Annotated in this window: 11 protein-coding genes and 2 pseudogenes; 1 reads left to right on the top strand and 12 read right to left on the bottom strand. The window is 50.9% G+C overall.

Annotated elements, in window-relative coordinates; genetic code table 11:
• Positions 1-199 precede the first annotated feature (199 nt).
• From WKI47_RS02355 to WKI47_RS02325, 7 genes and pseudogenes are all read right to left on the bottom strand, one after another.
• Positions 200-1,288 (bottom strand): nitronate monooxygenase, encoded by a 1,089-nt coding sequence (locus WKI47_RS02355; RefSeq protein ID WP_340225581.1) that lies wholly within the window; start codon positions 1,286-1,288, stop codon positions 200-202.
• A gap of 36 nt (positions 1,289-1,324) precedes the next feature.
• Positions 1,325-1,759, bottom strand: coding sequence for an Imm7 family immunity protein (locus tag WKI47_RS02350; RefSeq protein ID WP_340225580.1), 435 nt, complete (start codon positions 1,757-1,759; stop codon positions 1,325-1,327).
• Between the two features lie 94 nt (positions 1,760-1,853).
• Positions 1,854-2,321 carry a hypothetical protein gene (locus tag WKI47_RS02345; protein ID WP_340225579.1) on the bottom strand — a complete coding sequence of 156 codons (468 nt, stop codon included), beginning with the start codon at positions 2,319-2,321 and terminating at the stop codon, positions 1,854-1,856.
• An 18-nt stretch (positions 2,322-2,339) separates the two neighbouring features.
• Positions 2,340-2,759 (bottom strand): annotated as a pseudogene (locus tag WKI47_RS02340) (class I SAM-dependent methyltransferase); the annotation flags it as partial.
• A 15-nt stretch (positions 2,760-2,774) separates the two neighbouring features.
• Positions 2,775-2,963: a class I SAM-dependent methyltransferase gene (locus WKI47_RS02335; protein ID WP_340225629.1), complete on the bottom strand. Its 189-nt coding sequence runs from the start codon at positions 2,961-2,963 to the stop codon at positions 2,775-2,777.
• A 96-nt stretch (positions 2,964-3,059) separates the two neighbouring features.
• Positions 3,060-4,007 (bottom strand): annotated as a pseudogene (locus tag WKI47_RS02330) (acetylxylan esterase); the annotation flags it as partial.
• A gap of 224 nt (positions 4,008-4,231) precedes the next feature.
• The gene (locus WKI47_RS02325; protein ID WP_340225578.1) at positions 4,232-7,558 is read right to left on the bottom strand and encodes a DUF5107 domain-containing protein; all 3,327 of its coding nucleotides are present in this window, start codon (positions 7,556-7,558) and stop codon (positions 4,232-4,234) included.
• A 358-nt stretch (positions 7,559-7,916) separates the two neighbouring features.
• Between WKI47_RS02325 and WKI47_RS02320 the strand changes: the two genes are divergently transcribed.
• Entirely contained in the window at positions 7,917-8,792 is an 876-nt protein-coding gene (locus WKI47_RS02320; protein ID WP_340225577.1) for an AraC family transcriptional regulator, read from the top strand.
• Between the two features lie 209 nt (positions 8,793-9,001).
• Here the strand turns inward: WKI47_RS02320 and WKI47_RS02315 are convergent, their stop codons facing one another.
• The 5 genes from WKI47_RS02315 to WKI47_RS02295 form a co-directional block, all read right to left on the bottom strand.
• A complete protein-coding gene (locus WKI47_RS02315) occupies positions 9,002-9,526 on the bottom strand; it encodes a DNA topology modulation protein (protein ID WP_340225576.1) in 525 nt (174 codons plus the stop codon).
• A 30-nt stretch (positions 9,527-9,556) separates the two neighbouring features.
• A complete protein-coding gene (locus WKI47_RS02310) occupies positions 9,557-9,997 on the bottom strand; it encodes a helix-turn-helix domain-containing protein (protein WP_340225575.1) in 441 nt (146 codons plus the stop codon).
• 1 nt (position 9,998) lies between these two features.
• Positions 9,999-11,576, bottom strand: a complete 1,578-nt coding sequence (locus WKI47_RS02305; RefSeq protein ID WP_340225574.1) for an ABC transporter ATP-binding protein — start codon at positions 11,574-11,576, stop codon at positions 9,999-10,001.
• 255 nt (positions 11,577-11,831) lie between these two features.
• The gene (locus WKI47_RS02300) at positions 11,832-12,230 is read right to left on the bottom strand and encodes a hypothetical protein (protein ID WP_340225573.1); all 399 of its coding nucleotides are present in this window, start codon (positions 12,228-12,230) and stop codon (positions 11,832-11,834) included.
• Positions 12,230-12,745, bottom strand: coding sequence for a GNAT family N-acetyltransferase (locus tag WKI47_RS02295; protein ID WP_340225572.1), 516 nt, complete (start codon positions 12,743-12,745; stop codon positions 12,230-12,232). Before WKI47_RS02295 ends, WKI47_RS02300 begins: the two co-directional genes overlap by 1 nt.
• Between the last annotated feature and the right edge of the window lie 5 nt (positions 12,746-12,750).

Raw genomic sequence — 12,750 nt, 5'->3', positions numbered from 1 at the left:
TAGAGATATTATATATCCATAATAGATGAATAATAAGTGAAAGGCAAGGTCTTATTCGTCGGTGAAAGCTTAAAAGCTTTTTTCAAAGAACCCTTTTTAGAACATTCAACCGGAATCGCTCTTTTCTTTTGACCCGGCCAAGTCGACTCGCTCCCAGCAATCGAACGTTCCGTCTTTATAAAGTTCTACCTGTATCGTCTCATTTTCTTTCTACAGACAATTTGTCCAATGCTTCACGCGCCACCTGCTCCACAATCTCGCCTGCATCCTGATCTGCGGTAAGCAATCTTGTCCCCTGTCCCGCCCACAAAGCCATATACTCCGCATTGTTCTCGCGAGCAGCGGCGTTGCGGATTTCTCGGGTCAATGTATTTTGCGTGGGAAAAGGAAGCGGAGCGATGTGGCTGTTGGCCCATGCCTGGATAAAAGCATTCTGTATCCCTCTTGCGGGACGGCCTGAAAAAGCATCGGTCAACACCGTGCTTTCCTCTGTGCTTTTCAACAACGCCTGCTTATAAACGGAATGTGCGCCCGACTCCTGGGAGGTCAGGAAACGCGTTCCCATCTGCACGCCTGCCGCTCCCAGCATCAACGAAGCCGCAAGTCCTCTGCCGTCCATGATGCCGCCTGCCGCAATGACCGGAACTTGCACACGGTCGACGATTTGCGGAACAAGCGCCATGATGCCGATATTCGCTCCCATGCGCCGATCCGTCGTATCAAACGTTCCCCGATGACCGCCCGCTTCGCTGCCTTGAGCCACGATCGCGTCGCAGCCTGACTGCTCGGCTTGTACCGCTTCGTCTACCGTCGTTGCCGTGGCGATGATCGTCATCCCAGCTTGCTTGGCTCTTTCCGTATACGACTCATCGAGCAAACCGAAGGTGAGGCTGATGATCGGCACCTTTTCCTCCAAAAGCACGGCGAATTGCGCTTCGAACATGTCAGACGTGCGGATATCGGCCTCGGAAGGATGCGCAACGCCGAGAGAATCCCGAATGCCGTTCAACTCTCCGCTCACCTCGTCAAAACGCGTCAGATCATCCGGCCCGACATGAGCGAACAGATTGACGGCAAAAGGAGCGGAAGTTCGCTGCTGGATATCCCGGATCATCTGACGCATCTGTTCGGGCTGTAAATATGCGGCACCCAGCGTACCTAATCCGCCTGCTTCCGACACGGCAGACACCAATGGAGCCATATTCGCGATTCCCGCCATTCCGGCGAGGATGATCGGGTAACGGATGCTTAGCAAATCACAGATTTCGGTATGGATAGAGGCAGTCATAAAGGTTCCTCCTTCGGTAGGTTCGATATTTGGAGATCAGTCTTCGCGACTTTTAGCGTGGTCAACCGTACTCGGGTCGTAAGGGTCTTCGACGGTCGGGATATACGGAGACAAAAAAGGATCTTTCTCACGGGTTACGGCTCCGCGGGCAAGTCTCCAAACGATAAATTCATTCTCGTGATCCCAGCTCCCGCCGGAGTCTTCATCGTCTTGAATATACAGCAGACCGTACGAACCGGGGAGGCGCGAGGCGATCCAGTCGAAAATTCCCGTGACGTACGTCGCAATATGATTGTGCATACCGGAAATCAAAAACGAGTCTTGTCCGTTATAACGGTGAACGTGGCACAGATTGCTTGTATCGACTTGCTCCAGGTAAGCGAGAAATTCCTGTACGCCTTGTTCTTGCAACTGCTCATTCGTGTCGTGCGTGTGATAACGCAGCGAGGCCCAGCCGTGGAATTCGTACATAAGGGATTATTCGCTCCTTTTTTTATCCGATTGAATTGGCCAGCTCGCAAATCACCGACATGTCTTTGGGCAATGCCAGCGTCAGTTCCACCACTCACGACAGCGTCAGCAGCACAACCGTAGTCTCGTCTGCTTCCCGCAAATTGAATTGCAACACGCGAATCGCTTCCAGCATGAACGAACCCGCTTGCTTTTCTTCGGTATCGTTTAACTCGTTATAGTAATCCCTTAGCTCATCTTCATCGAAGTCAGTGAGATTCAGTCTGCCGAGATAAGCCGACTTATGTTCGTTCGTCAATACGGTACACAAGTCGTAATATTTATCGGTCATCTCCGAAGCCAACAAAGCATACTCCGACTCTTCCAGATCGATCCCCTTCTCGGCCAAATACTCCAGCAAAGTGGAGTAGACATAACCCGATCCGTCATATTCGGTTAACGGCTTCGCATGGGCTTGCAAAAAAGCATTCGTGTCTTCGGTCATGCCTTCAATGGCGACGGCAAGAGACCATTCTTCAAATTTGGCAATCGGCATTTTTTTGAATTCGGCAATAAGAGACATCTCGATCACTTCCTTGGATTAAGTTAGATTTGTTTTCCACCAAATGCCTGCGCATTCCGGTACGGTCGCCCATTGCTGCTGTTCGATGTTACGGGTCAACTCTTCACCGAAGAAAAATCCGGTACAAGCCTGGGCTTGTTCCACGTCGTCGAAGTCATAGTCCAGACGCGTCCATCGATGCTCGAAGCCGTATTCTTTTTCCAAAGCGGCATAGTAGGAAGTCAAAAAAGCGGGCGGGTTCGGCGTTTCGGTGCCCGTTCCCATCGTTTCGAACAAAATGACGGTCCCACCCGGTCGCAGCACGCGCCGGATCTCCGACATAATCTGCTGTAAATTTTCCGCCCAACCTTCGTCGTCCGAATCGGCCAGATAGCAGATGCTCCAGCCGGACACGACGAGATCGACGGATCGGTCGGAAATAGGAAGGCTGCGATGATCGGCTACGACCGTTTTCTAATTGCGGGGTATGTTTTGCTCCGTGAGTTTGCGATCCAGTAGCTCCAGCATTTCAGAAGACGCATCCGTGCAGATGACCGACTTCGCTTCCTTGGCAATTACGCCGCTGATCCGACCCGAGCCTGCGCCGAGATCGAGCACGTCCAGACCTTTTACCGGACGAATCTCGTGGATCAAAGGCAGCATACTCGGTTGCCGATCAATCATGAATTCGTAAGCTTCGGTTTGGTTTTGGTAGATGTGTTGGTGGGATGACATGGTGGATTCCTCCTGCAAACCAAGCATAAATTGCATCGTTTTGTCCTGGAAAAAAGGAAGATGCTCATGCCCGAAGTCGGGATAGAGTTCCAGCGACTTGGGAGCTTTGATTTTGTTGTAAGCCGCAAACTGCGTCGAAGGCGGGCAGATCGTATCCATGAGTCCAACCGCCATCAGCACTTCGGCTTCGATACGCGATGCCAGATGCTGAATATCGATATAGCCGAGACGCTCGAAAATCTCTTCTTCGCGCTCGTGCTGAGGATCGAACCGCCGGAAATACGTGCGCAGTTCCTCATAAGCGTCTTTGGCCAGATCCATTTCCCAGACCCTTTTATAATCGCTGAGAAACGGATAAACAGGCGCGACGCGCTTGATCCGAGGTTCCAAAGCCGCGCAAGCGATCGCCAAGCCGCCGCCCTGCGAACCCCCGATCGCGCCGACGCGGCCGGAATCGATCCCGTGTAGCCCCATCGCGATTCCCGCCAGCTGCGCCGTATCCAAAAAGATATGCCGGAACAGCAAATCGTCCGCTCCCGAATCCAGGCCGCGAATAATATGTCCGTTATGCGTCGTGCCTTTCACGCCTCCGGTATCTTCGGATAACCCGCCTTGACCCCGGCAGTCCATCGCAAGGATCGCAATGCCGAGCGAAGGATAACCCAACAAATCGGACCAATCGGCACTTCGCCCGGTGTATCCGTGAAAACTGACAACGGCAGGAATAGGTCCCTGAACATGCGTCGGGCGCACGTATTTGGCATGGATGCGGGCGCCACGTACTCCGGTAAAATAAAGATCGAAGCATTCGGCATAAGGAACTTGGAACGAAGCAGGCACCAGTTCGACTTGAGGATCGATCGCCTTCATTTCATTCAGGGAGCGTTCCCAATACTCGTCGAAATCGGCGGGACGGGGATTTCTTCCTTCATATTGTTGCAGTTGTTCAAGCGGCAAGTCAATTAACGGCATAAACGATCTCTCCTTCAAAGTATGTAAATGGATAATCTATACGGCTCTTTTCGGTCGAATATCCTGAAAATCCGCTTTCTTATGATTCAACGTAACTTAGCGAACCTCCTGCTTGCAAAAAATCTACCTATGGCTTCTATTCGATTCGCCTCCAATACAAACTCCATTGCAAAAGAAATACGGGACTTTTCCGTCCCGGATTTTACGTCGTGCCCTTTCGACTTTTACTGACTCAATCTCAGGTGAATATTTGTGCCGAGATGAGAGCAATCCAGATGCAGCGCCTGTTCGAATTCTTCCGCTGCCTTATCGCGATTGCCGAGTCCCAACAGTCCCAGTCCTCTCATGAAGCGGCAGTGGATCTCGTTCTTTTTGTTCAAATCTTCGTCGAAGACCAGAAAGTCCGGAAGGGACACCGCGAAATAATCGATCTGCACTTCGTCGAACAGATGCTTCTCCGCGTAATCCACGAGCTTGTTGAATCGGCGTTTGGCTTCGTGTTCATTGCCTTGCTTCAGCCAAGCCAGCCCCTGGTAGAAAATCATTTCCGGCGGCTGGTCGTTGTAATACGTCGCACTGGTCGGTTCTTCCAAACCATGCGAAGCCGTACGGAATGCGCTGCGGGCTTCTTCCGGCTTGCCCAGTCCTTCATAGGCGAGGCCCAGATAATAGTAGATATTATTTTCCTGCGCGCCGGCCAATTTGCCTTCTCCGAGATTGTGCGGATATGTGAGCGCCTGTTCCAAATGTAAGACCGCACGGTCATAATCGCCGTTGTCGATATGCCGCTTCGCCAGTTCCACGTTTGCCAGCACGTATTGCCCCGTCGTCTTGCCCTCCCCGCCTTCCCACGGATGGAAATGTCGCGAAGTCAGCAGATTCAGCGCTTCTTCGTTTTTGCCTACAAGGTTATGGAGCGTGACGTATTCTACGTACAGATCGTCGCGCGCGGAGATTAATTTGCGGCGTTGATCAAGAAAAGCAAGGCGCTTTTCCGCTCCGATGCCGATTTTTTTATACAGCTGATCCAGTTCGAATAGCACTCTTGCGTCGCCCGGATCGCATTCCAGCGCTTTTTCGAGCGATACGCGCGCGGCATCCGCATCGCCCTGCTTGTTGCAATACCCCAAAGCCAAATTCCGATGCACAACCGAATAACTGTCGTCGATCGCACGCGAGCGTTCCCAATAACCGATCGCTTCCTGATGGCGTTTCTTGTCGTAAAGCAGATTGCCCAGATAATAGTAAGCTTTGGCATCTTCGGCATTCAGCGCAACGATATATTCCAGTACCCGAAGCTCGAACAGCGTGTTCGGGAAAACATAGTCGGCGCTCGCCGCCGCTCCGGCTGCCGCACGACGGCGCGATGACTCCTCCTGCCCACACTTTCCGTACATATAAGCCAACGCATAATGCACAAGCGGGCTCCCGGAATTTTCGAATGTAAGCAGCACGTCGATCGCTTCTTCGTACAACCCGGCATCGGCATAATCCGAAGCAAGCTCCAGCGCATTTTTCGATTCTCCGCGCAGCAGCTCTTGAAGCCTATTCAACGCCTGAGCGGAATCTTCTTTTTTTTCTTGCGCTTTCCGTACAAGAACAAGCTCGTTATACGCGGCGAAGTCGGCAACGTCCAGTTTCAACGTTTCTTCGGCAAAACGTTCGGCCTGGCTCGGTCTGCCCAATTTGCGCAGCATCGCCGTTTTGATGTGACGGGCTTTGTAGTTTCTGGCATTGCGGATCAGCGAACGTTCGGCAAGCTCCAGCGCTTCGGCATCATTGCTTTTTTCCGACGCGATCTGAGCCAAAGAAAAATAGCCGCCGTCCTGCCACGCCGCGCTCCATACCGCTTTATAAAAAGCGCCGTACGCTTCGTCCAGACGTCCTTGCAGCTTCAGACTCAATCCGAGCTGGTAGTACGCTTCGCCGTCGTGCGGATTCGGATTGCGCCAAGTCACCCGCTTGACCGCTTTGCGGAAATGCTGCTCGCTCTCTGCGAACAAGCCTCGGCGCAGCAGCAAGGTGCCATACGCAATATTGATTCGGCTGTCGTTCTCGTCGCGTTTGAGTCCTTCCAAATAGTAGGCTTCCGGCTCGAAAGTCGCATGGCGGTATTGCTCCAGATGAAGCCCGGCCAAATACAGTTCTTCGTTCGTCTGAAGCTCCGAAGGTTCGGGCAGCGGCTTGGCGGCATCCGGCACTTGTTCGATCTTTGTCGGCCGCGGCTTGTACGAGATCAGCACATGACCTTCGGCATCTTTGACCGTCAGTTCAAGCTCATGTTCGTGTACGCCTGCGTCCAATGCGACTTCGGCGGAGAACGTATCCGAAGGTGTCAGCGTAAGTTTTCTGGACAATAGCGATCCTTCCGGGCCAATCAGTTCGACCGTCGCGTTCTCATAACGAGCGGTAGCGTAAGCGTATATGTTCGCCGTTGCCCGCTTTTCGTCCACTTCGAGATTGACCGCCGCTTCCGTGGAAGCATTTTTCACGACGCCGATATCCTTGTACGGCATGAAGTATTGGGTGAACGTCTTTTCTTCATAAGGCTGAAGCCAGGTGAAGTCCGGCTGATTATCTGTGAACACGCCGGTCATCAGCTCGATATACGGGCCGTCCTCGTCTGTCAGATTACGGTCCCATGCCTGTCCGAATTCCCCGTTCCCCCACGTCCACTGCTTTTTCCCCGGAGAAACATGATGGTTTGCCACATGCAGCAGTCCGGCGCGCACCGCGTGATCGTATCCGCCGACGAAGTTGTAATCGGACTTGTACGCCATATAGGAAGTCGGCACGGGGATGTTTTTATAACGCGAAATATCGACCCCGGCCGAATAATCCATTTTGTAATATGTGCCGGTCGCGATCGGAAAGCGGGACACGTCGCGTTTGCCGTGGTCGAATACCGCGGTCACGTCCGGAGGGAATACCGATTGGGTATGATCGTTGACGGCAACGGCGGGATTCGCCCACCAGAGGAAGGTCTGCGGCTCCTCGGTGCGGTTGTACAACCGCGCCGAGATTTCCAGGTAAGCCTTATCCCGATATAGCGTAAACCCTGCCGTCACCTTAGTTCCGTACATACGGTCAATCTCGCTGACCCATACGGTCGCGCTGCCGTCTGCGTTTTCTTTGAGTAGGTATTCAACTGGCCCGTACGTGTTCGGACGGTGATGCTGCGGCCAGTTGAACTCGATTCCGCCGGAAATCCACGGTCCGGCCAGGCCGACGAGCGCGGGCTTGATCACCTGGTTGTAATAAACGAAATCGTAGTTATTCGTGCGGTCAATCGCCCGGTAAATCCGTCCGCCAAGTTCCGGCATGATCTCGATATGCAGGTAATCGTTTTCAAGAATCACCATTCGATACGGAGCAAGCTTTTTCTCGTCTTCGATCTTTTCGATCACGGGATACGGATATACCCGGCCCGAGCTGCCTTGGTAAACCCGTTTTTCCAGAAACATCGGATTTTTATTCGGTTCGCCTACGCCGTAGGTCGGGATCTGCACCGTTTCTTCCCAAACTTTGGTGTTGGAGATGGTCTGCGTCAACGTCCTCACTCCTATATATGAGATGAAAGTTCATAGCTCAAAGATACAGAAGCAACGCAGCGCTCACAATTCACGAAATTCGGAACATAATGGACTATTTTCTTATTATCGTTTTATACTAGGGTGTGTCTTCAAACCTGCCAATGTGCATCTTTTGCCGCCTTTTCGCCCTCTCCTACGTCACTTTCCCTTGACGTGCCCCAGCACGCCTTCGGAAAAGTTCCTTGTTGAGAACGAAAATTCGGCAAAATCTGCTTCCATCGAGGTTTGAAGACACGCCCTAGTAGATTAACCAACCTTACATTTAACTTGCTCAAGCTACTGGAAATGAGTACTTCGAAAGGAGCAGTCTATGTCCATGAAGAAAATCGAAGGTTTTGAATCGGAAAAAATCATCGTGCTTCCCACCTATCAACTGGAGCAGATCGTCGCACATCCGTTAGGACGGATGCTGTACGTTACGGATATCGGCTTTTTCCCTCGCGCGCGTTATCATTATCGGGAACGCCCCGAAGGCTGCGATACTTTTATTTTGATTTACTGCGCCACAGGCCAGGGCAAAGTGTCTATAGGAGGAGTCTCGCACGGATTGAACGAACGTCAACTGATCGTCATTCCTGCCGACACGCCGCATTCCTACTGGACGGAGACCGAACATCCATGGACGATTTACTGGCTTCATTTCAAAGGCGAGCGAGCCGAAAACTACTCCGCCCTTCTGAAAGGAGGTGCTGGTCCGCTTACGCTCGGCGCGCAGGATTCGGAGAAATTTATCGCGTTGTTCCACCAGTGCTACGATCTGTTATCGGCTAGCGCTTATTCCGCTTCGCATCGGATTCTGGCGATGCAGACAGCGGCTTACGCAATGAGTTTGCTGAGCATCGTCCCCGAGCGTGAAGACGAGGAGCGCGCCAAATCCTATATCGAGTCCGCGATCCATCTGATGAATTTGAAGCTGGAAGAAACGTTGACGTTGGACGAGATCGCTCGGTATACGCAAATCTCCCGGCAGCACCTCAATCATTTGTTTAAAAGCTCAGTGGGATTTTCGCCGATCGATTATTATTTACGGTTGAAGATTCGCCGTGCGAGTCAGCTACTGGATTTGACTACGTTGAGCATCAAGGAAATTTGCCATGAACTGGGGTTTAAAGATCCGTATTATTTTTCGCGGTTGTTTCGTAAGATTATGGGAGTGGCGCCGAGTGAGTATCGGAAGAAGTTAAAAGGATGAGGGAGGGGAGGAAGCGTTGGGGCGCTGCGGGAGAAATTCGTTCAAGATGCTGTCTCGCGCAGAAAGCCTTCGGCTTTCCGTGCTCAAAGGCATCTTTCACTGAATTTCTCCCTTCGCTAAGCGCTTCCTGTGGGGGGAGGGAGTTAAGTTCTTTAAATTGGGCTTCCTTTGTAGTCCATGAAGATTCGATCAGTGACAACGGATTTTGCTCAAGTTTGGGATTTATGCTTTCCCAGTCCTTTCAAAAAAGCCTCGACCTCTTTCCTGGAACTTAAGACTACCGTCCTTTTACCTTGACCTTGTGACCGTATCGATTCGAGCACTTTGGGACGGGATTTTTTCTTGTAGTTCCAGACCCATTTTATGAATTTTGCGTCCAACTTCTCTTCGCAGTCTGCATTTAAATCCGGTCGGCTTTTGGCTCGATACATGAAGCATCGCTTGATGATCCGGTACATGCACAGCGGTCTTGGTAGATCCAGGAATACAATGGTATCCGCCGCTTTAAGTCGAATATCCAGCGTCCGCATGTAGTTACCGTCAATAATCCACTTATCTGCCCCGACCTGTTTCTTGAGAAATTCGTCCCAGTCCTTGGTCGCTGTGGGTGTCCAACCGGCCTGCCAATAATAGCTGTCCAAATGGATGACCGGAAGTCCCAGTGATTCGCCGAGTTTGCGGGAGAAGACGGATTTTCCGGAGCCAGGCGAGCCGATTACGGCGACTTTCTTCATCGTGTCTCCCTCCTTCTTATCTTCGGGTTCCTATTCCGCAACCGGATAAGCATTCGTCTCGATCCAGCTTCCGAAATTCAGCACGTATTTGCGCGAGCCTGTCAGCACGACACGCACGTGATCGCTGGTCAGCACCTCGTAATAGAATTTCCGGTTCGATCCGGAATACACTTCGTTGTACTGCTCCAGCAGGCGATTGCGCAACTTTTCCGACTCCGATTCTTCGGCTGGGAGCGGGATATGAAGAACCAGCATCGATTCCTGAAACTCGTCCGGATCGGTCGAATGTTCGGAAAAAGCGGTGATCGGATTTTCGAAGCCGGTCAGGTGGCGGATATCGTCTTGGGTAAAGCGCCATTGTCCGCCTACTTTATGGCCTGTCAATTCGCCGGATTTCAAATAATTGCGAATGGTGCGGGTGGTGACTCTAAGCTTTTTTGCCAAATCCTCGATCGTCCAATATGTAGTCATGTCAGTTCTCCGTTTCGATAGATAGGATATGCGTCGCATGCCGGATCATTTCCCGGTTATGCGAGGTGTAGATGATGATCTTCTCGGCGGCAGCTTCTATAAGATCGCGGAAAATATCGTCGGCGGAAGCCGGATCGATGCTGCTTGTGCTTTCGTCCAACAAAATCACGTCCGCCTCCCGAAGCAATACCCGTGCGATCGCGATCCGCTGTTTCTCGCCGCCTGACAAATTTGCTCCATTTTCGGTGAGCTGTGTATCCCACGTTTTGTTTTTGAACAGGGGAGCTAGCAGCCTTGTACGTTCCAAACCGTTTTTTTGCTGCTCGGTCAGCCGATTTCCCCAGCCGATATTTTCCTCAAGGCTTCGGGAAAGAATCGGTGCATGCTGAGGGACATAAGCGATTTTTTCCCGAAGCGAAGCTTTACGGATCTGCGCCGCAGGAACATTATTGATACTCAAGCCTTCGCCGGAATGGAAGCTCAAGACCCCTTTGATCAAAGAAGATTTGCCCGAACCCGATGGTCCCTGAACATAAACGACTTGTCCACGGCCCCACTCTTCCTCGATCCGATAATGTAGACTTTTCCCATCCCGTTCAAATGAAGGTTGATGCAGCTGGATCGTCGTAATCGGAGCAAGCTCTACCGAACCGTCTGTTTCTTTTTGCCTATCCAGCTCCTTTTTCACGAATTGCCAACTGCTCTCCAAGGTCTTGAGATTCAAATTAACCTGAGTTAATCCGCTGAGTGCATTGAAAAATATAGGCAAGATCAATCCAATAACGACGATGCTCGAAAGGGGAAGCCACTGTCGAACAATAGCATACGTCACGGAGAGATAAAGCAGATTCTGAAACAAGCGGTTGATAAAGTCGATGATCGAAGATGAGCCTTGAGCAAATTTGTTGGTTTCCGCCAGCGTCCGATACATACGTCCTATTCCCGGTATAACTAATTGTTCCAACGTTTCATAATGAGGTTGAGATTTGATTTGATCGGCATTTGAAAAGGTAGCGACCAGATCTTTGTTCGAAGTCGCTCCTTGTTCCTGCATGACTTCCATTTTACTCTTGAGCTTCTGGTTGATAAAGCGGAACCCCCAAACATTGATAGGAAGCAACACAAAAAGCCCCAGGAAAATCGACCAGTGCACCGAAAAAGCCAAGACCAATGCGATAACGATGGTCAATAGGGAGCGGGCCAATCCTTCAACGCCGTTGACCATGAACAAATACAAATGATCGACTGCGGCGAAAATCCGGTTGATTAGATAAGTCGGTTCGCTTTTGGCATACGCGTCGTAGGATAAGCCGTGCATTTTACGTAAAAGCGAAGAAAGATGTCGAGTGTTGAAGGCAGCCGCAAAGTTCTCCCGATAGATCAGAAGTCCAAATTGTAAGAAAAAAGAAAGGACCATTGCTGCAAAAACGACGCCGAACGTAGACAAATCCATACTTTTCGTTTGATTGGGCATCAGCTGTACAAGAATCGGTGCGATGGTGGCAGCAGTTGAGGTTAGTAAAACGAGGATCAGCGTAACGAAGACAAAACTTTTATTACTTTGAAGTAAGCTTTTCATGATATCCGCCTCCTTTTTCCAAATAAGATATCATTTAATTCATTAATTTTCAACTATAATATGAATATATATGAAAAATGTTCAAAATAAAAAAGCCGACAGATATCTGTTCGGCTTCTTGATACAGTTAAGACTTACACTCGACAATATTGGATCAAACGATCATTCTTCCCGCAGTACCATTCCTGACCTTCGCGGCCTTTTTCTTCGAAACCGATCTTCGCCAACATCTTTTGGCAGCGAATATTCGATTCATTATCTCCCAAATACCTCCCTTAACCGATTCGCATCCTCTATGGCAATCTCGTATCCTGTCGAAGTATCCGGCCACTTGACCAACAAAGCAGGCTGCTCTCGATCCGAACCCAGATTCAAATCGTAAATATCCATCTCTTCTCCGGTCGAGATCCGTAAGATGGATTCCGCTGCATAATTCAGCATGCCCGGCATTTCTTCGGCGTTCGCAACTGCGTTTTCGACTATGGCGACGACCTTGGGATCTTCGGATTCCAGGCTTGCGCAAGGTGGATCGCCTTGAGCCATTTTGCAGGTTAGCTTGATCCGTTGTACGCTAGACGTTTTCTCGGTAGAATCAGTGCTGCAAGCGACAAGTACCAGGACAGCCATAATAAACAGCAAAATCCCTTTTCGCATCATCCGTCCTCCCGGAGCATCTGGATAAAAGAAACATTTTCGATCCCCACCATGCTTACAAACGAACGATCTTCCCGAAAACCAGCGCGACGATACACTTCGATGGCTCTTTTATTAAACGACGCGACAGCGAGACGGAAACTGTTCACGCCCGATCGCTCCGATAAGACATTCATCCCATTCCGCAAAAAAGCCTCGCCTATCCCCCTGCCTGTCAGGTCCGGACGCAGTCCAAGCCCAATATCGAGATAGCCCCGTACCTCGTAAAGTCCCGCAAGCCGGGCTCCCGGAACCTGCGCCGCTTCTCCCGAGCACAAAAAACCGACCAACTCGCCTTCGGCATCGTAAGCTCCTAGATAATTTTCGCCGATCAGGTCCTGCAAGTCTTCATCATCCCCGTCGAAGCTGTACATGGCATAAGGAGGCTCGTAGGACCAGTTATTGATCTTTTTCGCATCCGACAGCGTTAGTGCTTGGAACTCCCATTGTTCGTATGCCTCGTTCCTATTCGCCATTTTTG

Source organism: Saccharibacillus sacchari (assembly GCF_037722395.1).
GTDB classification, from domain to species: domain Bacteria; phylum Bacillota; class Bacilli; order Paenibacillales; family Paenibacillaceae; genus Saccharibacillus; species Saccharibacillus sacchari_A.
Note: the sequence above shows the minus strand (reverse complement) of the source record. Positions and strands in the feature narration are given on the sequence as shown.

Excerpts from the sequence above, each read along its gene's own strand:
- WKI47_RS02350 (WP_340225580.1), bottom strand. The coding sequence starts at position 1,759 with ATGTACGAATTCCACGGCTGGGCCTCGCTGCGTTATCACACGCACGAC.
- WKI47_RS02310 (WP_340225575.1), bottom strand. The coding sequence starts at position 9,997 with ATGACTACATATTGGACGATCGAGGATTTGGCAAAAAAGCTTAGAGTC.
- WKI47_RS02300 (WP_340225573.1), bottom strand. The coding sequence starts at position 12,230 with ATGCGAAAAGGGATTTTGCTGTTTATTATGGCTGTCCTGGTACTTGTC.
- WKI47_RS02295 (WP_340225572.1), bottom strand. The coding sequence starts at position 12,745 with ATGGCGAATAGGAACGAGGCATACGAACAATGGGAGTTCCAAGCACTA.
- WKI47_RS02345 (WP_340225579.1), bottom strand. The coding sequence starts at position 2,321 with ATGTCTCTTATTGCCGAATTCAAAAAAATGCCGATTGCCAAATTTGAA.
- WKI47_RS02335 (WP_340225629.1), bottom strand. The coding sequence starts at position 2,963 with ATGCTGCCTTTGATCCACGAGATTCGTCCGGTAAAAGGTCTGGACGTG.
- WKI47_RS02305 (WP_340225574.1), bottom strand. The coding sequence starts at position 11,576 with ATGAAAAGCTTACTTCAAAGTAATAAAAGTTTTGTCTTCGTTACGCTG.
- WKI47_RS02355 (WP_340225581.1), bottom strand. The coding sequence starts at position 1,288 with ATGACTGCCTCTATCCATACCGAAATCTGTGATTTGCTAAGCATCCGT.
- WKI47_RS02320 (WP_340225577.1), top strand. The coding sequence starts at position 7,917 with ATGAAGAAAATCGAAGGTTTTGAATCGGAAAAAATCATCGTGCTTCCC.
- WKI47_RS02315 (WP_340225576.1), bottom strand. The coding sequence starts at position 9,526 with ATGAAGAAAGTCGCCGTAATCGGCTCGCCTGGCTCCGGAAAATCCGTC.